Below are 24,030 nucleotides of genomic sequence, written 5' to 3'. Positions count from 1 at the left end.
GTGTCTTTCTCTTGAATGGATCTGACTATGGTTGAGCAACAGCAAGTGCTGGTGGTGGGCGGCGGCGTGATTGGCCTGCTCACGGCCTTCAATCTGGCGTCCCGGGGCCAGCAGGTACGACTTGTGGAGCGCTCGGAACTGGGGCGTGAGTCGTCCTGGGCCGGTGGCGGGATCGTCTCGCCACTGTATCCCTGGCGCTACAGCCCGGCGGTCACGGCCCTGGCCCACTGGTCCCAGGACTTTTATCCACAGCTGGCGCAGCAACTGTTGAGCGCCACTGGGGTTGATCCTGAGGTCCATACCACCGGGCTCTACTGGCTGGACCTCGAAGATCAGGCCCAGGCGCTTGAGTGGGCGCAACGTGAGGGCCGCCCCTTGAGTGCCGTGGATATTTCGGCGGTGCATGACGGGGTGCCAGTGCTGGGCGCCGGCTACCAGCGGGCGATCTACATGGCCAATGTGGCCAATGTGCGTAACCCGCGCCTGGTCAAATCCCTCAAGGCGGCCTTGCAGGCCTTGCCCAATGTGCGGATTGACGAGCACTGCGCGGTCAGTGGTTTTATCCGCGACGGCCAGCGCGTGGCAGGGGTGCATAGCTCGCTCGGAGAGATTCGCGCCGATCAGGTGGTGCTTTGCGCCGGTGCCTGGAGTGGCGAGTTGCTCGCAAGCCTGGGGCTGGAGCTGCCCGTGGAGCCGGTCAAAGGGCAGATGATCCTCTACAAATGCGCCGCCGATTTCCTGTCCTGCATGGTTCTGGCCAAGGGGCGTTATGCCATCCCTCGCCGTGACGGTCATATCCTGGTGGGCAGCACCCTGGAGCATGAAGGCTTCGACAAGACCCCGACCGCCTCGGCACTGGAAAGCCTCAAGGCCTCGGCCGTCGAGCTGATCCCGGCCCTGGCGGATGCCGAGGTGGTCGGGCATTGGGCCGGGCTGCGACCCGGCTCACCCGAGGGGATTCCCTACATCGGACCGGTTCCCGGGTTTGCCGGCTTGTGGCTCAACTGCGGGCACTACCGCAATGGTCTGGTACTGGCACCGGCTTCCTGCCAGTTGTTCTGCGACCTGCTGCTGGGGCAGGCGCCGATTATCGATCCGACGCCTTATGCCCCGGCAGGGCGGGTCTAGTTCAGTCCGAGCTTCTTCATGCGATAGCGCATTGAGCGCAGCGACAGGCTCAACCGCCGGGCCGCCTCCGTGCGGTTCCAGCGGGTTTGCTCCAGGGTCTGCAGCAGCAACTGGCGCTCCACCTGCTGCAGATGCCGCGCCAGATCGAGGTGGGGGAAGGGCCCGGGCGCGAGCTCGTCGTCGGGTTTGGGGGCCGGTAAACTCAGGTCCGCCACCTCGATCCACGGACTCTCGCAAAGGGCCAGGGCCCGCTCCAGCAGGTTCTCCAGCTCACGCACATTGCCGGGAAAGTCGTAGCGCTCCAGGGCTTGCAGCGCTTGCGGGCGCAACTCTGGGGCCGGCCGGTCACTGGTGGTGGCCAGACGCTGGAGGATGTGCCGCGCCAGTAGCCCGATGTCGTCCCGCCGTTCGCGCAGGGCGGGAACCCGCAACTCGATGACATTCAGCCGATAAAACAGGTCCTGGCGGAAGCGCCCGGCTTGCACCTCGCTTTTCAGATCCTTGTGGGTCGCGCAGAGGATTCGCACATCCACCGCCTGTTCCTGCTGAGTGCCCACTGGGCGCACGGACTTTTCCTGCAGGGCTCGCAGCAGTTTCACCTGCATGGCCAGCGGCAGGTCGGCGATCTCGTCGAGGAACAGGGTGCCGCCATGAGCGGCCCGGAACAGTCCGGGCTGATCCATCAGCGCGCCGCTGAAGCTGCCCTTGCGGTGACCGAAAAACTCGCTCTCCATCAGTTCGTTGGGAATCGCTCCGCAGTTGACCGGGACAAAGGGCTGCGCGCCTCTGGGCCCGGACTGGTGGATCAATCGGGCGACGCGTTCCTTGCCGCTGCCGGACTCGCCGCTGATATAGATCGGGGCGAGGCTGGCGGCCAGTTTGGCGATGTGCCGGCGCAGCATGACCATGGGCGGCGAATCCCCCGGCAGCTGTTCAGAGGCGTGAGTCGCAGCACAGGCGTGTTGTCGTTTCAGAGCTGTGGCCACCCAGTTCCGCAGGCGCTTGAGGTCCAGAGGCTTTGGCAGCAGGTCGCAGGTTCCACCATTCAGGGCGCTGGTTGGCGCGCCGGCCTCGTGGCTGAGCAGGGCCACCGGCAGTTGGGGATGGTGTCGGCGGATATGCTGCAGCAGTTCCAGGCCGCTGCCGTCCGGCAGGTGCAGATCGGTCAGGCACAGGTCGAAGTGCTCCCGGGCCAGGTGGCTGCGGGCTTCCTGCAGGCTGCGGGCGCTTTGGGTGTGCAGACGCATGCGGCCCAGGGTGATCTCCAGCACGGAGCGGATTTCCCTGGTCTCATCGACCACCAGCGCTCTGTGCTGTGGATTCATGGCGGCGGCCGTCTTCCTCAGGGAGTGAACAGCGGGTGACAGCGCTCGTGCTGTAGGCGAGAGATGAAGTCTAGGCCGGAGGGGAGGCCCGCGCAGGGGCTTGGGCGATGGTTATTTTGTCGCCAGTTGTGTGGGGTGTGGTCGCCAGTCTGGGGCTGGCAGGGCAAGGGCGAGGGGAAAGGAGCGGGTGCCTGTTGTCGGGCAAGGGCTCGGGGCGCGGGTGCCGGGAATGGCCATGCGCTTGAGCCCTTGTCGGCGCCGTCAGCGGTCCTGGCGAGCCGGGCCTTGTTCCAGATGTGCCTGGCTGCAGTACCACTGTTGCGACAGGCTCAGCGCCCGATCCTGAGGCAGGTGCACTCCGCAATGGGCACAGCGCACCATTGGTGTAGTGGCCGGTTCGTTGGGGCTGCGGGGTGTGGCCGCTGGGCGCTTGAACTTGCGCCAGAACCATACCGCAGCGGCAATCAGGGCGATCCAGAACAGTAGACGAAGCATGGTGACCCGCTTTGTGGGGGATAGAGACGGCAGTTTAGCCAAGCGCCTGGCAGGCGCACAGGCCCATGAAGTGCCGGGCATGAAAAAGGGAGACTTGAAGTCTCCCTTTATTGACTGCGATGGCGGTCAGTCGAACACGCCGAAGGTCATGTAGCTGAACCAGGAGCGGTCGCTGTTGTTGCCAGCGGCCTCGTGCTTTTCTTCCTCGACCGCATCACCGTTGCTGTCTTTAGGCTTGAGCTCCGACGGGATCGCGTCCTTGGCGTCCTGGTACTGCTTCATCACGTCCTGGTTGGCGCGGGTTTCTCCCGGCGGCAGCGGTGGACGGGACTCGATCAGGCCCAGGGTGGCCTTGCTCAGCCACGAGCGGTTGTCGGCTTCAGCCACGCGCGGTACGAACTGACCGTCCACCAGGCTTGGGTGGTTCGGGTAGTTGAGCTTGAGGGTTTCCAGGCTGGTGGCGGCCAGCTCGTCCAGATGCAGGCGCTGGTAGGCTTCGGTCATCACCGCCAGGCCATCACCCACGGAAGGGGTTTCCTGGAAGTTTTCCACGACGTAGCGGCCACGGTTGGCAGCAGCGACATAGGCCTGCCGGGTCAGGTAGTAGTCGGCCACGTGGATTTCGTAGGCGGCCAGCAGGTTGCGCAGGTAGATCATGCGCTGCTTGGCGTCCGGGGCGTAGCGGCTGTTGGGGAAGCGGCTGGTGAGCTGGGCGAACTCGTTGTAGGAGTCGCGGGCGGCACCCGGGTCACGCTTGGTCATGTCCAGAGGCAGGAAGCGCGCCAGCAGGCCGACGTCCTGGTCGAACGAGGTCAGGCCCTTGAGGTAGTAGGCGTAGTCGACGTTCGGGTGCTGGGGATGCAGGCGAATGAAGCGCTCGGCGGCGGATTTGGCGGCCTCGGGCTCGGCATTCTTGTAGTTGGCGTAGATCAGCTCGAGCTGTGCCTGATCGGCGTAGCGACCAAAGGGATAGCGCGATTCCAGGGCCTTGAGCTTGGCGGTGGCGCTGGTATAGCTGTGGTTGTCCAGGTCGGTCTGCGCCTGCTGGTACAACTCGACTTCGCTCAGGTTTTCGTCAACGACTTCCTTCGATGAGCAAGCAGCGGTCAGTGCGAGGATGGCGATCAGCAGCAGGTGTTTCACTTGCATGGCGGCTTGCGTCCCTATGACGGCCGCTGTCTTGGGCGGGGCCGTCCTGTTATGATGAGCGCCCCGTTGAAAGCCTCGGGGCAAAAGACGCCGTATTTAACCACAAGCGCGCAGCCGAAACCAAAGGCTGTGCCGACGCCCAGTCCGAGCATGTCCGATAAAATTGAACTTCGCGCAGAGGTGCCGTCCGAACTGGGCGGTCAACGCCTCGATCAAGTCGCCGCCCAACTATTCGCTGAGCATTCGCGCTCGCGCCTTTCCGCCTGGATCAAAGACGGCCGCCTGACTGTGGACGGAGCGGTGATCCGCCCGCGTGACATCGTGCACGGCGGAGCCGTACTCGAGCTGACCGCCGAGCAGGAGGCCCAGGGCGAGTGGATCGCCCAGGACATCGAGCTGGACATCGTCTATGAAGACGACGACATCCTGGTGATCAACAAGCCCGCGGGCCTGGTGGTGCACCCGGCTGCCGGCCATGCTGATGGCACCTTGCTCAATGCTTTGCTGCATCACGTTCCCGACATTATCAACGTGCCTCGGGCCGGTATCGTCCACCGCCTGGACAAGGACACCACCGGTCTGATGGTGGTGGCCAAGACCATCCAGGCGCAGACCCAGCTGGTCGCCCAGTTGCAGAGCCGCAGCGTCAGCCGCATCTATGAATGCATCGTGATTGGCGTAGTGACCGCCGGCGGCAAGATCAACGCGCCTATCGGTCGTCATGGCCAGCAGCGCCAGCGCATGGCGGTGATGGAAGGCGGCAAGCAGGCCGTCAGCCACTATCGGGTACTGGAGCGTTTCCGTTCCCACACCCACGTGCGGGTCAAGCTGGAAACCGGTCGTACCCACCAGATCCGCGTGCACATGGCCCATATCAACTTCCCGTTGGTGGGCGATCCGGCCTATGGCGGTCGTTTCCGCATTCCGCCGGCAGCCAGCCAGACCATGGTCGAGTCGTTGAAAAACTTCCCACGCCAGGCCCTGCATGCCCGTTTCCTGGAGCTGGACCATCCGACCACCGGTGAACGCATGAGCTGGGAGTCGCCGTTGCCGGATGACTTCGTCTGGTTGTTGTCGCTGCTCAAGCAAGACCGTGAGGCGTTTGTCGGATGAGTGACTGGCTGATGCCTGACTGGCCCGCGCCGGCCGGGGTCAAAGCCTGTGTCACCACCCGCAGCGGCGGCGTCAGCCTGGCGCCGTTCGACAGCCTCAATCTGGGCGATCACGTTGAAGACCAACCTGAAGCGGTGGCCGAAAACCGGCGGCGCCTGACCGCGCGTTTCGACATCTCGCCGGCCTGGTTGCAACAGGTGCACGGGATTGCCGTGGCCCACGCTGATCCTTCGGTGGTGGCGACGGCCGATGCCAGTTGGTCCGCCACTCCGGGCATCGCCTGTGCGGTGATGACGGCCGACTGTCTGCCGGCGCTGTTCTGCAACCGAAGCGGAACCCGGGTTGCGGCGGCTCACGCCGGTTGGCGCGGGCTGGCGGCCGGTGTGCTGGAAGCCACCCTCGACAGCCTGGATGCTGCACCCGCCGAGGTGCTGGTATGGCTTGGCCCGGCCATTGGCCCTGAGCGTTTTGAGGTCGGGGCGGAAGTGCGCGAAGCCTTCGTCAGCCAGTTGGCGGCCACCGAGCAAGCCTTTGTGCCGAGCGTCAATGCCGGCCGCTTCATGGCCGACATCTACCAGCTGGCGCGCCTGCGCCTGGCGGCCCGGGGAGTGACGGCGGTCTATGGTGGCGGTTACTGCACCGTGACCGATCCACGCTTCTTCTCTTACCGACGCAGTCCGCGTACCGGACGTTTTGCCTCCCTTATCTGGCTTGAGCGCTAGACTAGTCTGACTTGCGTCAAGTAGCCGGCGCTTGAATCTCCCAGAATCGACCGCATCTAGAGATACATCTGGCAGGTTTCTCTATTTAGGTGTGTCCATCGCTCCGGCCTGCTCAAAAGGAAGGTGACTAATGCGTATAGACCGATTAACCAGCAAGCTTCAGCTGGCCTTATCCGATTCACAATCTCTGGCGGTTGGCCTGGATCATCCGGCCATCGAGCCAGCGCACCTGATGCAGGCTCTGCTTGAACAGCAGGGCGGCTCGATCAAGCCCTTGCTGATGCAAGTGGGCTTCGACGTCAACAGCCTGCGCAAGGAATTGAGCAAAGAGCTCGATAAACTGCCGAAAATCCAGAACCCCACGGGCGACGTCAACATGTCCCAGGATCTGGCGCGCCTGCTCAACCAGGCCGATCGCCTGGCGCAGCAGAAAGGCGATCAGTTCATTTCCAGTGAACTGGTGCTGCTGGCGGCCATGGATGAAAACAGCAAGCTCGGCAAACTGCTGCTGGGCCAGGGCGTGAGCAAGAAGGCCCTGGAGAACGCCATCAACAACCTGCGCGGCGGCGAGGCGGTCAATGACGCCAACGTCGAAGAGTCGCGTCAGGCCCTGGACAAATACACCGTGGACCTGACCAAGCGCGCCGAAGAAGGCAAGCTCGATCCGGTGATTGGCCGTGACGACGAAATTCGCCGGACCATCCAGGTGCTGCAGCGTCGTACCAAGAACAACCCGGTGCTGATCGGCGAGCCCGGCGTCGGCAAGACCGCCATCGCCGAAGGCCTGGCCCAGCGGATCATCAATGGTGAAGTGCCCGATGGCCTGAAAGGCAAGCGTCTGCTGTCCCTGGACATGGGGGCACTGATTGCTGGCGCCAAGTACCGTGGCGAGTTCGAAGAGCGCCTGAAATCCCTGCTCAATGAACTGTCGAAGCAGGAAGGTCAGATCATTCTGTTCATCGACGAGCTGCATACCATGGTCGGCGCTGGTAAGGGCGAAGGCTCCATGGATGCGGGCAACATGCTCAAGCCGGCATTGGCCCGTGGTGAGCTGCACTGCGTGGGTGCGACCACGCTCAACGAGTACCGCCAATATATAGAGAAGGACGCGGCCCTCGAACGGCGCTTCCAGAAAGTGCTGGTGGACGAGCCCAGCGAGGAAGACACCATCGCCATCCTGCGTGGCCTGAAAGAGCGCTACGAGGTGCACCACAAGGTGGCGATCACCGACGGCGCGATCATCGCCGCGGCCAAGCTCAGCCATCGTTACATCACCGATCGGCAACTGCCGGACAAGGCCATCGACCTGATCGACGAGGCCGCCAGCCGCATCCGCATGGAGATCGACTCCAAGCCGGAAGTGCTGGACCGTCTGGAGCGGCGCCTGATTCAGCTCAAGGTTGAATCCCAGGCCCTGAAGAAAGAAGACGATGAGGCGGCGATCAAGCGCCTGGAAAAACTCCAGGAAGAGATTGTCCGCCTGGAGCGCGAATACGCTGACCTGGAAGAAGTCTGGACCTCGGAGAAAGCCGAAGTGCAGGGTTCCGCACAGATCCAGCAGAAGATCGAGCAGTCGCGTCAGGAGCTGGAAGCGGCTCGACGCAAAGGCGATCTCAATCGCATGGCCGAGTTGCAGTACGGGGTGATCCCCGATCTGGAGCGCAGCCTGCAGATGGTCGATCAGCACGGCCACAGCGAGAACCAGTTGCTGCGCAGCAAGGTCACCGAGGAAGAAATTGCCGAAGTGGTGTCCAAGTGGACCGGCATCCCGGTGTCGAAAATGCTCGAAGGCGAGCGCGACAAGCTGTTGAAGATGGAAAGCCTGCTGCATCAACGGGTGATCGGTCAGAACGAAGCCGTGGTGGCGGTATCCAACGCGGTACGCCGCTCTCGGGCCGGTTTGTCCGACCCGAATCGTCCCAGCGGCTCGTTCATGTTCCTCGGCCCAACCGGTGTGGGTAAGACCGAACTGTGCAAGGCCCTGGCGGAATTCCTCTTCGACACCGAAGAGGCCATGGTGCGGATCGATATGTCCGAGTTCATGGAGAAACATTCCGTGGCTCGCCTGATCGGTGCGCCACCTGGCTATGTCGGTTATGAAGAGGGCGGCTACCTGACCGAAGCGGTGCGTCGCAAGCCGTACTCGGTGATCCTGCTGGACGAAGTCGAGAAGGCGCACCCGGATGTGTTCAACATCCTGCTGCAGGTGCTGGAAGATGGTCGCCTGACGGACAGCCACGGCCGTACCGTGGACTTCCGCAACACGGTGATCGTCATGACGTCCAACTTGGGCTCGGCACAGATCCAGGAACTGGTGGGCGATCGTGAGGCACAGCGGGCAGCGGTGATGGACGCGGTGTCCACCCACTTCCGGCCGGAATTCATCAACCGGGTCGACGAAGTGGTGATCTTCGAGCCTTTGGCACGGGATCAGATCGCGGGCATCACGCAGATCCAGCTGGGTCGCCTGCGCAGTCGTCTGGCGGAACGCGACCTGAGCCTGGTATTGAGCGACGAGGCCTTGGACAAGCTGATCGCCGTGGGTTACGACCCGGTGTATGGCGCGCGGCCGTTGAAGCGGGCGATTCAGCGCTGGATCGAAAACCCGCTGGCCCAGTTGATTCTGTCCGGTGGTTTCTTGCCGGGCGCTACAGTCACCGCCTCGGTGCAGGACGACGAAATCGTCTTTGCCTGAACCCTTGGTGGCCGGTGAGTAATGAGGCCTCGCGCGGCGAGGCCTTTTTTTCACTAGGGTGTTGAACTGTAAGGAAAAGGCTTGTAAAGTGCGCCCCGCAGTCAGTCACCTCCCAGGTTTTTTCTGATGTAGAAGAAACCGGCAATGAAGTCGCAAATCATTGTCTTAAAAGCAATTTAGGGGGTTGACAGGTAGTTTGAAGATTGTAAAATAGCGCGCCTCAGAGGCATGAACGTAGCGATACGGGAAAGCCAAAGAGGATGAGGTAAAAAGTTTTAACTTGAAATATGCAGTTCCGTGATAGCTCAGTCGGTAGAGCAAATGACTGTTAATCATTGGGTCCCAGGTTCGAGTCCTGGTCACGGAGCCAATTTCAAATCGGGGTATAGCGCAGTCCGGTAGCGCGCCTGCTTTGGGAGCAGGATGTCAGGAGTTCGAATCCCCTTACCCCGACCATTTTGGGTCGTTAGCTCAGTTGGTAGAGCAGTTGGCTTTTAACCAATTGGTCGTAGGTTCGAATCCCACACGACCCACCATTTTTGAGACCAGTTCGCTGGAATCGAATCTTAAGATCAGACGCCAAAAGCTCTGTTCGCAGAAGGCGCCTTTTAAAGGTGCCTTTTTTTTACCGGGGTATAGCGCAGTCCGGTAGCGCGCCTGCTTTGGGAGCAGGATGTCAGGAGTTCGAATCCCCTTACCCCGACCATATTCACGAAGAAGGGCACCTCTTGAGGTGCCCTTTTTCGTTTGCCCGCTAAAAAGTCGTGCCCCGGGGCGGGCAGGGGCTGTCGGGCTTCGAACTGGCGAGGCTTTCGCGCTCGCCATCATCGGCCTGCCCCATGACCAGCAGGCGCTCTTCCAGCTCATCCAGGCTGATGGGTTTGATCAGGCAGTCGTTCATTCCCGCCTGGATGCAGCGCTCCACCTCCTCCTGCTGGGCGTCGGCGGTCAGGCCGATGATCACGATCGGTTCGCTGTGGGTATCGCGCTCATCCTGGCGAATTGAGCGGGCCAGTTCGGCCCCGTTCATGACGGGCATGTGGCAGTCGGTGATGATCACGTCGAAGTCCCGCTCACGCCATATGTGCAGGGCCTGCAGACCGTTTTCCGCCTCGACCACGTCATGTCCGAGGAAGCACAGTTGCTGCTGCAGGACCTGGCGGTTCATCGGATGATCGTCCACCACCAGGATCTGCAAGCGGTACATGTGACGCTTGTTGACCGGTGGCAGGCGCTCGGCTGCGGCCACGCTCTCCAGCGTCTGCAGACGCAACTCCACATTCACTCGGGTGCCTTGCCCGACAGCGCTGCTCATCGACACCTGGCCCCCCATCATTTCGCACAGGGAACGGCAGATCACCAGGCCCAGGCCCGTGCCCTCGAGGTTCTGCACGTTGCGCTCCACCTGGGCGAAAGGCTGGAACAGACGTTGCTGGCTGCCGGGCGAGATGCCGATCCCCGAGTCCTCGACACACAGCCGCACCCGCAGCACCGCGTCATCCAGCAGATCGCCGCCGATGCTCACCTTGATAAACCCGGCCTCGGTGAATTTGATGGCGTTGCTCACCAGATTGGACAGGATCTGCTTGAAACGCAGGCCGTCCACCAGTACGTCGCCGTTGATGCTGGAATCGATCTCGAGGATCAGGTTCAGGCATTTCTGCCGGGCCAGCCCCTCGAACACTCGCGCCACCGACTCCACCAGCTCGCGCAAATTGGCCCGTTTGGGCGAGAGACTCAGGCGCCCCGACTCGATACGGGCGATATCCAGAATGTCGCCAATCAGCTCCAGCAGGCTGTGCGCTGAGCTGTAGGCAATTTCAATGCTGGAGCGTTCGATCCGGCCGCTGTCGGCGCGTTTGAGCGCCAGTTCCAGAATGCCGATGATCGCGTTCATCGGCGTGCGGATTTCATGGCTCATGGTGGCCAGGAAGGTGGTCTTGGCCCGGCTGGCCTGGTCCGCGAGGTTCTTGGCTTCCTTCAGCTCCTGGACCAGATGGCGATGCCTGGTAATGTCCAGCCAGCCGCAGATCACGCCCTTGGTGACGCCATTGGCATCCTTGAATGGCTGAATCCAGTGCTCGATCCAGACCTCCTTGCCCTGCCGCTTCACCGCATGGACCGAAGTGATGGTCTGGTCGTCGCTGATGGCCTGCAGGTAGTTCTGATGCAGATCGGGTTGCGCCGCGAAGTGCTCGGTCGGCAGTGGCTGCGCGGTGCGGTTGAGCACCTCTTCGGCGCTGAGCCCGACGCTCTCCAGGTAACTGCGGTTGCAGGACAGCATGTGGCCGTCGATATCGCGGATATAGAGCGCAGGCGGCATGTTTTCCGCCAGTGTTTCGATAAAGCGCAATTGGCCGTTGAGGGTTTGCTCGGCCTTGACCCGGCGACGCAAGTAGACGACCCAGGCCAGTGACAGCAGGAGCAGCAGCGAGGCCCCGGCGATGATCTCGGCGATCATCAGGGCGTAGTCGCGCCAGATCTGGCTGCTCATCCCAGGCGGCGAGCGCCAGTGGCTGGCGATGGCGTTCAGGTCGTCCGCCGGGAGGCTGAGCAGGGCCTTGTCGAGGATGGATTGCAACTCCGGGTCGCTGCGGCGCAAGGCAAAGTGGGTGGTGGCCCGGGCGGTGGGAATCAGGTCGGCGACGGCCAGGCGGTTCTGAAACAGACGGACAATGTAGTAACGCGCGGCCGGAAGGGACACCAGCGCGGCATCGGCACTGCCTTCATAGACCCTGTTCATGGCGTCCAGCGAGGTGTCGGTTTCGATGATCCGGGTTTGCCGATAGCGCTCGCGCACCTGTTGCAGCGTGACGTGGCCGCGGGGTATGGCCAGGCGCTTGCCGATCAGTTCTCCCGCAAGCTGCGCCTTGCCGTTCCTGTCGGTTGGGGTGACGAGGACAAAGGGGCTGCTCAGAAACGGCCGGGTGAAGCGCAGCGTGTGCTCGCGTTGCGCGCTGGCGGTCATGATGGCCAGGTCCGCTTCCGATTTACCCAGGGCTTCCATCTGTTCCGGGTAGCCGCCGTTGCGGGCGGACACCTGGAAGCGCAGGCCTGTACGCTGGGCAATCAGTTCCAGCAGTTCGGCGGTGACTCCGGAGAAAATGCCGTTGGCGTCGAAAAACGCCACAGGCGCCAGGTCATCGTTGATCACCAGGCGGATCACCGGGTTGCGGGCGATCCAGCGCGACTCCTCCGGCGTCAGAGCCACCTTCTCATCCGACGCAACCAAGCCACTGCCTACCCAGCGGTGACTGAGACTGGTGAGTTGTTCCCGGCCAATGGCTTCGATGCACTGGTCGAGAATGCGCTGCAGGCGCTGGTTGTCCCCCTTGAGTGCAAAGCCATAGTCCCCTTTGGAAAACTCGGCGAAACCTTCGAGCTTGAGGTAGCTGTAGTAGGCGCGGTTAATGCGGAAATAGGCGCTGAGCACGTCGTCCAGGTACAGATCGGCATGGCCGAAGGCCGCCGCGGCGATGGCTTCGTCGGGGCTGGGGTAGATCATCGCGTGGGCGAGAGGAAAGCGTGCCAGCAGTTCGGCGCTGTGCTCCTGAGGGACGGCCACCCGCAGCCTGGCCAGGTTGGCGGACGCAGGCCTCGGGTCGTCGTTGCGCCTGAACAGGGCCAGGCGAGCTTCGGCGAAGGGGCGGCTGAACCTGAGGCTGTCGGCCGTGGCTGGCCGGGAACTGTAGCTGCCCAGCAGATCGATGCTGTCCGCTTGCAAGGCCTGCAAGGCGGCATCCCGGGTGGCAAACGGCACGACCTTGATGCGCACCCCGAGCATCTGCCCGATCAAGGCGCTGACGTCGGCGGAAATGCCTTCGTAGTGGTGGTCGTCATAGCTGACATTGAACGGTGCCGACTCGGTGGCGACGGCGCCGATTGTCAACGCTGACTTGTGACGCAGCCAATGCCAGTCTTCTTCCTCCAGGGCCAGATGGTGGTGATCGAGGTGAGCCCGACTGTGCAGGGTATTGGGCAATGTCGGGGGCTCGGCCGCTGCCGGTTGCACAGCGGTGAGCGCCAAGCAGACAAACAGCCAGATAAATCGTGAATGCATGATCGCGTCGAAAGTTGGCGGGCCGTAAGGCTTGGTTCCAGAGTCGTGGCGCAATCCACGCTGGGCGGACGGTTGTTGAAACAGGGCCATGGGGCGCCACCTTGAACGGCTGTCGTGCGGGGCTAGCGGCTGCAAAATTCCAGGGCCTTGAGCACTTGCCCCGACAACACTTTTTTCAGCGGCGTCACGGTGACCAGGCGTTGCAGCGGTTCATCTTCCAGAACCAGGGCGTTCAAGTGTTGCATGGCCGGCTCGCGTCATTACTTGTCGACCATCTTGCTTAATAACCTGGAGCGGGGGCCATAAGGCAAAACCCTGTGATTACTGGGAAATTTCCTAGTGAAAAATCAGACTGTCTGATTCCTTTGTGAGAAGTGATTAACCTCTTGTATCGTCCTTTATTTGCCGGGAATCTGAAATTTCCCGGGAGTCAACAGGACGTTGCGCAGGCGATGTCCCCATGGCAACAGTGTTTATACAAGTACCAAAGTTGCACCTGATCGAGGTGCGATTGCGTTTATCTTCCGAGCGACACGTCCTGCCCTGAGGCCAGGTTTTTAAGGTGAAGTGACAACATGCACAGCGTATTGATAGTTGACGATCATCCTGTTGTCCGGCTCGCCGTTAAGGTCTTGCTGGAAAAAAACAACATGCGGGTGGTGGCCGAAACAGACAATGGACTGGATGCGCTGGAACTGGTTCGTGAACATGAACCGGCGGTGGTGATCCTCGATATCGGTATTCCCAAGCTGGACGGCCTCAAGGTGCTGTCACGGATCAAGGCGCTGGGCATGTCCACCGAAGTGCTGGTGTTGACTTCGCAGCCTGTCGAGAGCTTCTGCAGGCGTTGCATTCAGCTCGGGGCTCGGGGATTCGTCAACAAGGAAGAGGACCTGGGTAATCTGGTGGTGGCCATTAATGCGGTGCTGGCCGGCTACACCTTTTACCCGTCCCAGGCACTGGATGTATCCACTCCCACCGCGGAACAACAGTCCGAGAGCGAACAGATAGGTTTGTTGACCGACCGGGAAATGATCGTGCTGCAGTATCTGGCCCAGGGTTATTCGAACAAGGCCATTGGTGAAAAACTGTTCTTGAGCAACAAGACCGTGAGTACTTACAAAACCCGTTTATTGCAGAAGTTGGGCTTGGGTTCACAAGTCAGTCTGGCGGAGTTTGCCAAACGCAATGCGTTGATTCCCTGAGTTGAATGTGGCCAGTCATCTTTGGTTTTTTTATTCGCTTGTCTCAATCTCGATCCTTGACGTTGGGCGACAGGCTACTGCGCTCTAAGTGCATCACTGCAGATGTGCCGGAACCGTTCTCCAGATGTTTTACCGCGTGTTCTAGCGAACTTCGTGGCCCATCTTGCATGGGCCACTGATAGTTGCTGGCGTTCGAGAGGGTTCTTGTGGCTGTCGCTCGTGCAGTCATGCCCTGGCGGGCAGGTCAGTGGAGCTTGTACGCGCGACGGCTTTTTTCCTGGGGGCATTGCACATCCGGCCAATGACGGTGATCCGGACGGCAGGAGCGCTGGCTCAAGCGCCGATGATGTTGTGCTGTGGCCCAAAGGGCAGCGCGGTGATGTTTTCCGCTCCCTGGGCATTGACGATCAGGATGTCATGCTCCCGATAGCCGCCTGCGCCAGGCAGGCCCTGGGGCAGCCGGATCATCGGCTCCATCGACACCACCATGTCCGGCTCCAGCACGGTGTCCACATCCTCGCGAAACTCCAGGCCGGTCTCCCGACCGTAGTAGTGGTTGAGGATGCCGAACGAGTGGCCGTAGCCGAAGGTGCGATATTGCAGAAGGTCGTGCTCCTGGTAGATCTGGTTCAGCTGCCGGGCAATCTCGCTGCAGCGGGCTCCGGGCCGGATCAGTTGCAACCCGGCCTGGTGCACCTTGACGTTGATTTCCCAGAGCCGCAGATGGGCGTCGGGACAGTGTCCGAGGAACAGCGTGCGCTCCAGCGCGGTGTAGTAGCCGGCGATCATCGGGAAGCAATTGAGGCTGAGGATTTCCCCCGGCCTGACCCGGCGCGACGTCACCGGGTTGTGAGCGCCGTCGGTGTTGATTCCGGATTGGAACCAGGTCCAGGTGTCCATCAATTCGGCGGCGGGGAAGGTGCGGGCGATTTCCCGCACCATGGCCTGGGTGGCGTGCAGCGCCACTTCGTATTCCGCCACCTGATCGTGCAGCGCCTCGATCGCGGCGGCGGCGCCCAGGTCGGCAATACGCGCGCCCTGGCGGATCAGCGCTTGTTCCTCGGCGGACTTGAGCATGCGCAGGTTCATGCACGGCCCGGCGATGTCCAGCAATTGCGCCTGTGGATAAAGCTCGGCCAGGGCCCGGTACTGGGGCAGGCTCAATTGATCGAACTCCAGCCCCAGTCGCGACGCTCGGGGCAGGGCCTGCTTGACCGCGACGAGGAAGTTGCCCCGTTGCCAGTCGGTGTAGATCACTTGTGCGTCACAGATCGCCCGTCGACCGGGCTGACCGCCGTCGATGTTGGCGCTGATCAGCACCGTGCGTTCCTGGGTCACCGCCAGGGCGTACTGACGGCCGAAGGAGCAATACAGGTAATCGGCGTAGTAGTTGATGTTGTGGTACGAGGTGAACAGCGCCCCGTCCAGGCCCTCGCGGGCCATGTGACTGCGCAGGGCAGGCAGGCGCCGGGCGTATTCCTCGGCAGAGAAGGTGGAGGGGGCTTTTTCGCCATTGCGCAACTCAAGCGTCTGGGGCATCTGCATGGCATGGGTCCTGGTCTGCTATGAACGATGCGTAGCACCACACTCGGGTGGGCCGGGACACTGCATTGCAGCAGATCGCGCAGGAGCGGGCATGTGCAGTACCGACCCCGGGTTGGCTGCAAGCGCTGTTATCAGCGAAGGCGGCCCCTGGCCTGGGCGCTATCTATATGAACGCGCAGCAGCGAATGCTGGCACCCCGCTACATTGCGTAGCGGAGCGCATGGATACTCAGGGACTCAGTGCAGCTTCAAGCGTGGGTCGGTGCCCCGTCCGATCCGGCTGCCGAGCATCAGCATCGCCGTGCGGAAGACGCCATACAGCGCCATCTGGTGCATGCGGTACAGCGAGATGTAGAACATCCGCGCCAGCCAGCCTTCGAGCATCACGCTGCCGGTGAGGTTGCCCATCAGGTTGCCCACCGCCGAGAAGCGTGACAGCGAGATCAGCGAGCCGTAATCGGTGTACTTGTAGGTCGGCAGGGCCTTGCCTTCGATGCGCAGTTTCAGTGATTTGGCCAGCAACGACGCTTGCTGGTGCGCGGCCTGGGCCCTGGGCGGCACGTTGCGGTCGCTGCCAGGTTGCGGGCAGGCGGCGCAGTCACCGAAGGCGAAGATGTTTTCGTCGCGGGTGGTCTGCAGGGTGGGCAGGACCTGGAGCTGATTGATGCGGTTGGTTTCCAGGCCGTCGATGTCCTTGAGAAAGCCTGGCGCGCGAATGCCGGCCGCCCACACCTTGAGGCTGGCGGGAATGGTCTGGCCGTCGGCTGTGATCAGGCTCTCGGCGGTCACTTCGCTGACCGCGGCATTGGTCAGAACCTTGACCCCGAGTTTCTCCAGGGTCTTGTGCACCGGGCCGCTGATGCGCTCGGGCAGGGCCGGGAGTACCCGCGGTCCGGCTTCGATCAGGGTGATGTGCATGTTTTCCGGCTGGATACGGTCCAGGCCATAGGCCGCCAGCTCATGGGCCGCGTTATGCAGTTCGGCGGCCAATTCCACGCCGGTGGCTCCGGCGCCGACGATGGCCACGCTGATCTGTTCCACGGCATCGGTCTGCCCGGCATGGGCGCGCAGGTAGTGGTTGAGCAACTGCTGGTGGAAGCGTTCGGCCTGCTTGCGGGTGTCGAGGAACAGGCAGTGCTGGGCCGCGCCCTGGGTGCCGAAGTCGTTGGTGGTGCTGCCCACTGCAATCACCAGGGTGTCGTAGCCCAGTTCCCGGGCCGGCAGCAGTTCCACGCCGGCTTCGTCATAGGTCGCCGCCAGCTGGATTCTCTTGCGTTGACGATCGAGCCCGCTCATGCGCCCCAGCTGGAACTCGAAGTGGTTCCATTTGGCTTGAGCGACGTAGTTGAGTTCGTCTTCGGAGGAGTTCAGCGAGCCGGCGGCCACTTCGTGCAGCAGGGGTTTCCAGATATGGGTCAGGTTGGCGTCTACCAGCATCACACTGGCGGTGCCGCGCTTGCCCAGGGTCTTACCCAGGCGGGTCGCCAACTCCAGGCCGCCGGCGCCGCCGCCAACGATGACAATACGATGAGTCATGGGGATATCTCGCAAGGCTAAAAGAAATCGGTGCAGTCAACCGAGCGAGCGCGAAGCGGCTCATAGCGTCAGGTAACTGATAAAACGGCTCAACAGGCCGAGGGCGACAGTCACCGCAACCACCACCACAAGGAGCATCCACGGCCGGAAGGGCCGGCGCTCGACTTGGTGCTGGGGCAGTTGCAGATATTCTTCGACATGGCGTTGGTCGTCGGGGTTCAGGCGGCTGCTCATATAGGGCCTCGTCAGGTAGACGTCGCAACACAAGGGAATGTTACAGCGCGATGCAATCGGGCATGAGTCGAGCATAGCCGCTGCCGTGCAGGGATCGCTGACGAGGTCCCGGCGTTGGCAGGCAGGAGGCTTTTTTACCATTGCCGGGGGGGCATGCGCCATGCCCACGCATGGCGGATTGACGGCCTTTACAAACTGATGCCGACGTCGAAGAGGATGCTGCGGCCCAGATTGCTGCGCAGGAACTCCGGTGCATCGGGATGGGCGAACAGCACCCGGGCAAAGGTCGGCCCCACCAGGGACAGTGAACGCCAACCCTGGCGCAGGTATTCGGTGGGCGGCGGGAAGTGGCTGTTCAGATCCAGCACCTCACGTTTCAGGGCGGCGAAGGCGATGATGTCCAGCTCGCCGAGGCTCATCCCGCGTTCCTGGTAGTTGTGGGCCTTCTTGCGCAGGGTCGGTCCCAGGCGCAGCAACAGTTCGTTGGCCGGGATGCGTTTGGGCTTGGCTTCGCGGCGCACCAGTTGGCTCAGGGAAAACGCACTGCGCCGTCGCTGCAGTTCGTCGCGCCATTCGTCGTTGAGACGGCGGCCCTCATCGAGGACGAAGAACACCTCGAAGCTGGCATCGCGAAACAACACATCGGGCGGCTCTTGTCCGGCAGCGGTGAATTCGTCATTGCGATAGGGAATGTTCAGGCCTTGCAGCAGGCGCTGGCAGACCCAACGCTCACGCTCCCATTTGCGGGCATTGGACAAAAACGCGTTGGCTTGTTCGGCCTGGATGGTAAGCAGGCGCAAAAAATCTGAGTCATCCATGAGCTCAAGCTTAGCGCCCAAATATGACCTTTAGCAGCAGGCTCTCGGAAAAACCTTGGCCTGGGTCCGCAGACGCGCTTGCTGGAGCCCGGTCGAGGGCGGTGTAGACTGTTCGCCGTCCTCCCCCTCGATTTAGGAGCGTGCAGTGAAACCCTGGTCAATTCTGTTGCTGAGCCTGTTGCCTCTGTGGGCTCAGGCCCTGGAAATCGGTGAGCGTGTGGCTCCCTGGACCTTGCTGGATCAATACGATCAAGCCTACAGCCTCGATTCACAGGCGCGGATCCTGCTGGTGGCTCGCAGCATGGATGCGGCCAAGGTGGTGAACGGCGCGCTCAAGGACAAGCCCAAGGATTATCTGCAGGCGCGTCATGGGGTCTTTGTCGCGGATATCCAGCGCATGCCGGCGCTGATCGCCAAGATGTTCGCGGTGCCTGCCATGCGTGACTATCCCTACCGGGTGATGCTCGATCGGGAAGGGCGTGTGGCCTCGCGTTACCCCGCTGCCGAAGACAAGGTCCTGTGGCTGCAATTGCAGGATGGCCAACTGGTGTCCCGGCAAGAGTTCGCCACGGTCGAGCAATTGCAGGCGGCGCTGGAGAACGTCCAGCCATGATCAGCGCGGCGCTGCTGTCGCCGGAAAGCCTGAGCATCGGCTGGCTCCTGTATGTCCCGGTGCTGGCCTGGGCGGTGCTGCGGGCGCCGTGGGTCGAGCTGTTCACCGACAGCCGCCGCCAGCATCTGCTGTTCGGTACGGTGTTTGCCCTGTTTCTGCTGTGGCTGGTGCGTCGAGACTTCGACACCGGCGTGTCCTATCACTTCATCGGCATGACCGCGGTGACCCTGCTGCTGGATTGGCCACTGGCGATCGTGGGGGGCTTGATCGCGCAACTGGGGCTGCTGGCCCTGGTCCGGCAGGATCTGGCGGCGTTGGGGGTCAATGGGGTCTTGCTGATCCTGCTGCCGGTGGCGGTTACCGAAGCCTGTGCCTGGCTGGTGGAGCGCGCCCAGCCGCGCAATCCCTTCGTCTATATCTTCTGCTCGGGCTTCTTCGCCGCGGCCTTGTCGGCGCTGCTGTGCCTGCTCTGCGCGCTGGGCCTGTTGTGGTTCGACGAGCGTTTCGCCATGCCCGAGTGGCTGGAGGATTTCGTCGGTTACCTGTGGCTGATCATCTTTCCCGAGGCGTTCATCAACGGCATGGTGATCAGTGCCCTGGTGGTGTTTTGCCCGGAATGGCTGGAAACCTTCAATCGCACCCGCTACCTCTCGGCGCCCTGGAAAGACGAGGATCCGCGCTCTTGATCCATATCAACGCCACGCCTGGGGCCCCGCTGCATGCTCGGCAAAAATCCCAGGAGTGCGGTCATGAGTGTCTATCAGTGGGCCCGGCAGGAAGTGCGCGACAGTCTGCACAGCGCCCAGCAGGAAGGGTTTGAACCGGGCTTGAGCCTGCGGGCGCTGCTCAGCGCGGTGGTGCAGCAGAGCAAGAGCGTGCGCAGCATCGAGGATCTGGCGGACGAGTTGCAGTTCCTCGCGGAGAACCTCGACGACGATCAGGACTACAGCTTCATGCGGCCCTGACCGGCGTCGGTTTGAGCATTCAGTGCGCGCGGGGCGGCAGTTCTTCGGAGAACAGCTCGTCCTCGGCATCCGGGCTCACCGGGATCTTGTGTTCCTCGGCGGCCCAGGCCCCCAGATCAATCAGTTTGCAACGGTCGGAACAGAACGGCCGATGGGTGTTGGCTGGGGTCCATTCCACGGGGGCGCCACAGGTTGGGCATTCGACGGTCAGGGGTTGGCTCATGACTGGCCTCCACGCAAAGTTAGGTAAAAGTGATGCAGGCGCTCAACTTCGCTGCGCAACCAGGCCTGGTCGCGGTCGTTGACCAGCACATCGTCGGCGTGACGCAGACGCTCCTCCCGGCTGGCCTGGGCCTGGAGAATCGCCCGGACCTGCTGTTCGCTGATCTGGTCGCGCTGCAAGGTGCGTTCGATCTGCAATGATTGCGGCACATCGATCACCAGAATCCGCTGGGTCATCCGTGACTGGCCTGACTCGATCAGCAGTGGCGACACCAGAATCGCATAGGGCGATTCGGCGCGGGCCAGATGGCTGACGATCTCCTCGGCGATCAGCGGATGCAGCAGTGCTTCCAGCCAGCGCCGCTGTTCGGGAATCTCGAAGATCAACTTGCGCAGCGCCGCGCGATCCAGCTGGCCATCGGCCTGTAGCACGCCCTGGCCAAAATGGCGGGCAATCTGTTCCAGGGCTGGGCGTCCGGGCTCCACCACCCAGCGCGCGGCGTGATCGGCATCGATCACGTGCACGCCCAGGTCGATGAAATGCTGGGCGGCGGCGCTTTTGCCGCTGCCGATGCCGCCGGTCAGGCCGAGGGTCCAGGGTGTGTTGGGGGAGCGAGTCATTGGAAGCCGACAGCCTGCAGATAGAAGTCGGTCATTTGACCACCCCAGAGCAAGGCAATCCAGCCGGCAATGGCCAGAAAGGGGCCAAAGGGGATCGGCGTCGAGGTTTTGGCCCGGTTCAGGCGCAGCATGAGGGTGCCGAGGATGGCGCCCACCAGTGAAGAGAGAAGCAGGGTCAGCGGCAGCACCTGCCAGCCGCCCCAGGCCCCCAGCATCGCCAGCAGCTTGAAGTCGCCGTGCCCCATGCCGTCCTTGCCGGTCAGCAGCTTGAACAGCCAGAACACCGACCACAGGCTCAGGTAGCCGAGCACCGCCCCCCACAGGGCATCGCCCAGGCTGACCAGCAACCCGAAGCTGTTGGCGATCAGTCCCAGCCACAGCAACGGCAACACCAGCACATCGGGCAGCAACTGGTGATCGGCATCGATCAGGCTCATGGCGATCAACCCCCAACTGAGGATCAGCAGCAGGCCCGCCTGCCAGCCGAAACCGAAGTGCCAGGCAATGAAGGCCGAGATCAACCCGCAGGCCAGCTCGGTCAGCGGGTAGCGCGGGCTGATGGCGGCCTTGCAATGCTGGCAACGACCGCGCAGAAACAGATAACTGAGCAGGGGAATGTTTTCCCAGGGGCGGATTGGCTGTGCGCAATGCGGGCACTGGGAGTGGGGCAGCAGCAGGTTATAGGGCGCACCCGCGGGCTCCGGTGGCAGCCCCAGCACTTCGCGGGCCTGGGCTCGCCAGTCGCGCTCGAGCATCTTCGGCAGGCGCCACACCAGCACATTGAGAAAGCTGCCGACCAGCAGCCCCAGGATCAGGGCGAACGACACGAAAGCCAGGGGGTAGAGGGTCAGGACTTCAGTCAAGGACATGTTCAGATCGCTGTACCGAGTTGAAAGACAGGCAGGTACATGGCCACCACCAGGGCGCCGACGATACTGCCCAGGAGCACCATGATCAACGGTTCCATCAGGCGGGTCAGGCTATCCACCAGGTGGTCCACCTCGCTTTCATAGTGGGTCGCGACCTTTTCCAGCAAGTGCTCCAGGGTTCCGGACTCTTCACCGATGGCGGTCATCTGCACCGCCATGCCAGGGAAGACGCCGCTGGCGCGCATGGCAAAGTGCAGTTGCATGCCGCTGGCCACCTGTTGGCGAATGCGCTCCACCGCGTGCTTGAAGACCTGATTGCCGCTGGTTCCGGCTACCGAGTCCAGAGCCTGTACCAGGGGCACCCCGGCAGCGAAGGTGGTGGCCAGGGTCCGGGCATAGCGGGCCACGGCGGATTTTTGCAGCAGGGGGCCAGCCAGGGGCATGCGCAGCAGCCCCACATCCACCTTGTCCCGCAGGCGTGCCGAGCGTCGATAGGCCTGGATCAGGCCGACACCCACCAGCAGGCTGGCGACGAGCAAGAGTCCACCGTGGCGCTGGAGCAGGTGCGAGAGGTTGATCACCCATTGAGTGAGCGGCGGCAGCTCGGCGTCGAACCCGGCGAACAGGCTCTGGAACTGGGGAACCACCTTGAGCAACAGGATGCTGCTGACGATGACGGCCACTGCGATCACCGCCAGCGGATAGACCATGGCGTGTTGTATCCGGGCCTTGAGGTTTTCGCTCTTTTCCTTGTGGGTGGCGACACGCTCGAGCAGCGTGTCCAGGGCCCCGGCCTGCTCACCGGCATCCACCAGGTTGCAGTACAGCGCATCAAAGTGGCGTGGATGCCGGCGCAGCGCGGTCGCCAGGCTGGCCCCGCCCTCGATGTCGCGCTTGAGGCTGGCCAGCAGTTGGCGCATCAGCGGCTGTTCAAAGCTTTCGGCGATGATGTCGAAGGACTGCAGCAGCGGCACACCCGCCTGCATCAATGTGGCCAGTTGGCGAGTGAACAGGGCGATCTCCCTGGCGCGGATCCGTTGCCCCAGTCGGGACCAGGCCCTTGGCTTGCGGCGCACCCGGGTCGGGGTTATGCCCTGCTTGCGCAACCGGGCCCTGATCAGTGCCGGGTTGGCAGCGCTGAGTTCGCCACGCATCACCTGGCCCTGGCCGTCGATGCCGTGCCAGAGATAGACACTGGTCGTGGGCGCTTTTACCGCCATGCTGCGATCCTTGGGCAGGGGAGGAGCGTGGTCGCCAGCGCCATCGAACGGCTGATCGATGATCCGCGACCGCGGATGGGGCCTTGGCACAAACGCCGTTGGGGCGTTCGGGCCGGCCGCACCTGTTCAAGCCTAGCTGCCGGGCACCTGCCGGACAGGGTCATGAGGTGACGAAATTTGTCAGTTTGTGCGACTTCTTGCGCTCAAGGCCAAGGGCTATCACCTCTGCAGGCCACGGATTCCCAGGGGCCGGACCCTGGCACAGGGAATGCTCCAGGTTTTGCTGACGACCCACAGAGCATTGTTGCCAGGAGGCAAATCCATGAAACATCAATCCGCTTTTACCCTGATCGAATTACTGGTGGTGGTGGCCATCATCGGCGTACTCGCCATGGTGGCGATGCCGCTGTACGGCCAGTATCAGGCCCGGGCCAAGGTGATTGCCGCGTTGGCCGAGATCTCGGCGCTCAAGGTGAATGTCGAGGACCTGCTGAACCAGGGAGCCGATCCGACTCTGGCCTTGATTGGTGGCTCGGCCCAGACCTCCAACTGCCAGATAAGCGCCGGTGGAACGGCGGCCTCCGGTGAGGGGAGCATTGGTTGCACCATCCTCAATGCTCCGGGAGCGGTGCTGAACAAGACTCTATTGCTGACCCGCTCGGCGGCTTCCGGATGGACCTGCAGCACCACGGTGGAGGCCGATTATGCGCCCAAGGGCTGCAAGGCAGAGGACGCTTGAAGCCTGACCTGGCGTTTCGGTGCTGGCCATTTGGATCGCCCCGGGGAAAAACCGCAACTTGCATGCAGATTGTTGGGCGGTCGTGCATTTTGCATGCTGCCGATTTTTTGGTTTTTCTATAAGTCATTGTTTTATAAGTAATAATTTTGTTGTCTAGACTTGGCACAGCACCTGCAATATCCCTGATAACCCTGCTGCCAGGACACGGAGCAGGCTTTCTAAAAGAACAGGAGTTATTCGTATGAAGAAGTTTGCTATCGCTGCTGCAACTGCTACCGCTCTGACCCTGACCATGGCTAACGCAGCTTTTGCGCAGACTACTCAAGGCACCCAGTCGCCCATGGTTGTGGCGGCCGGTGAAGTGACCAAGGCCAAGGAGGCTACCTCCGACACCTGGATCACTACCAAAGTGAAAAGCGATCTGGTTACCGAGAAAGGCATTCCTGGCACCGACATCAAGGTCGAAACCAACAAGGGCGTAGTGTCGCTGTCGTCCACTGTGGCGATCACCGAATCGCAGAAAGCCACTGCCGTGGCTATCACCAAGAAAATCAAAGGCGTCAAGGCGGTTTCCGCTGACGGTCTGAAAGCCGAGTAAGGCTCCAGCTTCTCGCCTGGACAGGGAGAGGAAGCGGTAGACGCGTCCAATGACACATCTGCCGCTTCTTTCATGGGTTCATGCGGAAGATCACAAGGATGTGATCATTACAGGCCCCGACACTGCGTGTCGGGGCCTGTTCTATTGTGGGGTCTTGTT

At 62.1% G+C, this 24,030-nt stretch carries 23 protein-coding genes and 4 tRNA genes; 14 read left to right on the top strand and 13 right to left on the bottom strand.

What is annotated here, in order from left to right:
- Window positions 1–27 precede the first annotated feature (27 nt).
- Window positions 28–1,128 carry a glycine oxidase ThiO gene (gene thiO, locus GWQ44_RS20915; RefSeq protein ID WP_275928202.1) on the top strand — a complete coding sequence of 367 codons (1,101 nt, stop codon included), beginning with the start codon at window positions 28–30 and terminating at the stop codon, window positions 1,126–1,128.
- Here the strand turns inward: thiO and GWQ44_RS20910 are convergent.
- The 3 genes from GWQ44_RS20910 to GWQ44_RS20900 form a co-directional block, all read right to left on the bottom strand.
- Window positions 1,125–2,453, bottom strand: coding sequence for a sigma-54 dependent transcriptional regulator (locus GWQ44_RS20910; protein WP_275928201.1), 1,329 nt, complete (start codon window positions 2,451–2,453; stop codon window positions 1,125–1,127). The genes thiO and GWQ44_RS20910 overlap by 4 nt on opposite strands.
- Window positions 2,454–2,714: 261 nt before the next feature.
- A complete protein-coding gene (locus tag GWQ44_RS20905; protein WP_016964306.1) occupies window positions 2,715–2,948 on the bottom strand; it encodes a PP0621 family protein in 234 nt (77 codons plus the stop codon).
- Between the two features lie 126 nt (window positions 2,949–3,074).
- The gene (locus GWQ44_RS20900) at window positions 3,075–4,097 is read right to left on the bottom strand and encodes an outer membrane protein assembly factor BamD (RefSeq protein WP_016964307.1); all 1,023 of its coding nucleotides are present in this window, start codon (window positions 4,095–4,097) and stop codon (window positions 3,075–3,077) included.
- A 150-nt stretch (window positions 4,098–4,247) separates the two neighbouring features.
- Between GWQ44_RS20900 and rluD the strand changes: the two genes are divergently transcribed.
- From rluD to GWQ44_RS20865, 7 genes are all read left to right on the top strand, one after another.
- The gene (gene rluD, locus GWQ44_RS20895) at window positions 4,248–5,210 is read left to right on the top strand and encodes a 23S rRNA pseudouridine(1911/1915/1917) synthase RluD (protein WP_016964308.1); all 963 of its coding nucleotides are present in this window, start codon (window positions 4,248–4,250) and stop codon (window positions 5,208–5,210) included.
- Window positions 5,207–5,932 carry a peptidoglycan editing factor PgeF gene (gene pgeF / locus GWQ44_RS20890; protein ID WP_103739835.1) on the top strand — a complete coding sequence of 242 codons (726 nt, stop codon included), beginning with the start codon at window positions 5,207–5,209 and terminating at the stop codon, window positions 5,930–5,932. The genes rluD and pgeF overlap by 4 nt, the downstream gene beginning before the upstream one ends.
- A gap of 130 nt (window positions 5,933–6,062) precedes the next feature.
- The gene (clpB, locus tag GWQ44_RS20885) at window positions 6,063–8,627 is read left to right on the top strand and encodes an ATP-dependent chaperone ClpB (RefSeq protein ID WP_016964310.1); all 2,565 of its coding nucleotides are present in this window, start codon (window positions 6,063–6,065) and stop codon (window positions 8,625–8,627) included.
- A gap of 294 nt (window positions 8,628–8,921) precedes the next feature.
- Window positions 8,922–8,997, top strand: a tRNA-Asn gene (locus GWQ44_RS20880).
- A 9-nt stretch (window positions 8,998–9,006) separates the two neighbouring features.
- Window positions 9,007–9,083, top strand: a tRNA-Pro gene (locus GWQ44_RS20875).
- Window positions 9,084–9,087: 4 nt separating this feature from the next.
- Window positions 9,088–9,163, top strand: a tRNA-Lys gene (locus GWQ44_RS20870).
- A 93-nt stretch (window positions 9,164–9,256) separates the two neighbouring features.
- Window positions 9,257–9,333: transfer RNA gene (locus GWQ44_RS20865), tRNA-Pro, on the top strand.
- Window positions 9,334–9,381: 48 nt separating this feature from the next.
- On the opposite strand, the gene GWQ44_RS20860 is transcribed toward GWQ44_RS20865, so the two are convergent.
- Together GWQ44_RS20860 and GWQ44_RS20855 are read right to left on the bottom strand one after the other, a co-directional pair.
- Window positions 9,382–12,687 (bottom strand): transporter substrate-binding domain-containing protein, encoded by a 3,306-nt coding sequence (locus GWQ44_RS20860; protein ID WP_345894550.1) that lies wholly within the window; start codon window positions 12,685–12,687, stop codon window positions 9,382–9,384.
- Between the two features lie 122 nt (window positions 12,688–12,809).
- The gene (locus GWQ44_RS20855) at window positions 12,810–12,932 is read right to left on the bottom strand and encodes a hypothetical protein (protein WP_275928199.1); all 123 of its coding nucleotides are present in this window, start codon (window positions 12,930–12,932) and stop codon (window positions 12,810–12,812) included.
- A 330-nt stretch (window positions 12,933–13,262) separates the two neighbouring features.
- Between GWQ44_RS20855 and GWQ44_RS20850 the strand changes: the two genes are divergently transcribed.
- Window positions 13,263–13,892 (top strand): response regulator transcription factor, encoded by a 630-nt coding sequence (locus GWQ44_RS20850; protein WP_016967365.1) that lies wholly within the window; start codon window positions 13,263–13,265, stop codon window positions 13,890–13,892.
- A gap of 333 nt (window positions 13,893–14,225) precedes the next feature.
- Here the strand turns inward: GWQ44_RS20850 and GWQ44_RS20845 are convergent, their stop codons facing one another.
- The 4 genes from GWQ44_RS20845 to GWQ44_RS20830 all read right to left on the bottom strand — a co-directional run bounded on the left by GWQ44_RS20845 (window position 14,226) and on the right by GWQ44_RS20830 (window position 18,024).
- Window positions 14,226–15,437: a M24 family metallopeptidase gene (locus tag GWQ44_RS20845; protein ID WP_275928198.1), complete on the bottom strand. Its 1,212-nt coding sequence runs from the start codon at window positions 15,435–15,437 to the stop codon at window positions 14,226–14,228.
- Window positions 15,438–15,673: 236 nt separating this feature from the next.
- A complete protein-coding gene (locus GWQ44_RS20840; protein ID WP_016968157.1) occupies window positions 15,674–16,972 on the bottom strand; it encodes an NAD(P)/FAD-dependent oxidoreductase in 1,299 nt (432 codons plus the stop codon).
- A 60-nt stretch (window positions 16,973–17,032) separates the two neighbouring features.
- The gene (locus tag GWQ44_RS20835; RefSeq protein ID WP_016968158.1) at window positions 17,033–17,206 is read right to left on the bottom strand and encodes a DUF3094 family protein; all 174 of its coding nucleotides are present in this window, start codon (window positions 17,204–17,206) and stop codon (window positions 17,033–17,035) included.
- A gap of 188 nt (window positions 17,207–17,394) precedes the next feature.
- The gene (locus tag GWQ44_RS20830; protein WP_275928197.1) at window positions 17,395–18,024 is read right to left on the bottom strand and encodes a DUF1780 domain-containing protein; all 630 of its coding nucleotides are present in this window, start codon (window positions 18,022–18,024) and stop codon (window positions 17,395–17,397) included.
- A 145-nt stretch (window positions 18,025–18,169) separates the two neighbouring features.
- Here GWQ44_RS20830 and GWQ44_RS20825 point away from each other — a divergent pair, with 145 nt between their 5' ends.
- The 3 genes from GWQ44_RS20825 to GWQ44_RS20815 all read left to right on the top strand — a co-directional run bounded on the left by GWQ44_RS20825 (window position 18,170) and on the right by GWQ44_RS20815 (window position 19,602).
- Window positions 18,170–18,637 (top strand): hypothetical protein, encoded by a 468-nt coding sequence (locus tag GWQ44_RS20825; RefSeq protein WP_042942156.1) that lies wholly within the window; start codon window positions 18,170–18,172, stop codon window positions 18,635–18,637.
- Window positions 18,634–19,323 (top strand): energy-coupling factor ABC transporter permease, encoded by a 690-nt coding sequence (locus GWQ44_RS20820; RefSeq protein ID WP_275928196.1) that lies wholly within the window; start codon window positions 18,634–18,636, stop codon window positions 19,321–19,323. Before GWQ44_RS20825 ends, GWQ44_RS20820 begins: the two co-directional genes overlap by 4 nt.
- 63 nt (window positions 19,324–19,386) lie before the next feature.
- Window positions 19,387–19,602, top strand: coding sequence for a hypothetical protein (locus GWQ44_RS20815; protein ID WP_016968161.1), 216 nt, complete (start codon window positions 19,387–19,389; stop codon window positions 19,600–19,602).
- Between the two features lie 19 nt (window positions 19,603–19,621).
- On the opposite strand, the gene yacG is transcribed toward GWQ44_RS20815, so the two are convergent.
- From yacG to GWQ44_RS20795, 4 genes are read right to left on the bottom strand one after another with little or no spacing between them, the layout of a single operon-like run.
- The gene (gene yacG / locus GWQ44_RS20810) at window positions 19,622–19,825 is read right to left on the bottom strand and encodes a DNA gyrase inhibitor YacG (RefSeq protein ID WP_016968162.1); all 204 of its coding nucleotides are present in this window, start codon (window positions 19,823–19,825) and stop codon (window positions 19,622–19,624) included.
- Entirely contained in the window at window positions 19,822–20,445 is a 624-nt protein-coding gene (gene coaE, locus GWQ44_RS20805) for a dephospho-CoA kinase (RefSeq protein ID WP_275928195.1), read from the bottom strand. Before coaE ends, yacG begins: the two co-directional genes overlap by 4 nt.
- Window positions 20,442–21,314, bottom strand: a complete 873-nt coding sequence (locus GWQ44_RS20800; protein ID WP_275928194.1) for an A24 family peptidase — start codon at window positions 21,312–21,314, stop codon at window positions 20,442–20,444. Before GWQ44_RS20800 ends, coaE begins: the two co-directional genes overlap by 4 nt.
- 2 nt (window positions 21,315–21,316) lie before the next feature.
- On the bottom strand, window positions 21,317–22,534 hold the full coding sequence (locus GWQ44_RS20795) for a type II secretion system F family protein (protein WP_275928193.1): 1,218 nt from the start codon (window positions 22,532–22,534) through the stop codon (window positions 21,317–21,319).
- A 322-nt stretch (window positions 22,535–22,856) separates the two neighbouring features.
- On the opposite strand from GWQ44_RS20795, the gene GWQ44_RS20790 reads away from it, so the two are divergent.
- Together GWQ44_RS20790 and GWQ44_RS20785 are read left to right on the top strand one after the other, a co-directional pair.
- On the top strand, window positions 22,857–23,273 hold the full coding sequence (locus GWQ44_RS20790) for a pilin (protein ID WP_275928192.1): 417 nt from the start codon (window positions 22,857–22,859) through the stop codon (window positions 23,271–23,273).
- A gap of 241 nt (window positions 23,274–23,514) precedes the next feature.
- Window positions 23,515–23,871, top strand: coding sequence for a BON domain-containing protein (locus tag GWQ44_RS20785; RefSeq protein ID WP_016968166.1), 357 nt, complete (start codon window positions 23,515–23,517; stop codon window positions 23,869–23,871).
- Window positions 23,872–24,030: the final 159 nt, after the last annotated feature.

Origin of the sequence: Pseudomonas sp. 3MA1, from assembly GCF_029237275.1 — a bacterium.
Classification (GTDB): Bacteria; Pseudomonadota; Gammaproteobacteria; order Pseudomonadales; family Pseudomonadaceae; genus Aquipseudomonas; species Aquipseudomonas fluorescens_AP.
The sequence above is the reverse complement of the archived record's forward strand: the minus strand, read 5'-3'. Positions and strand labels throughout refer to the sequence as shown.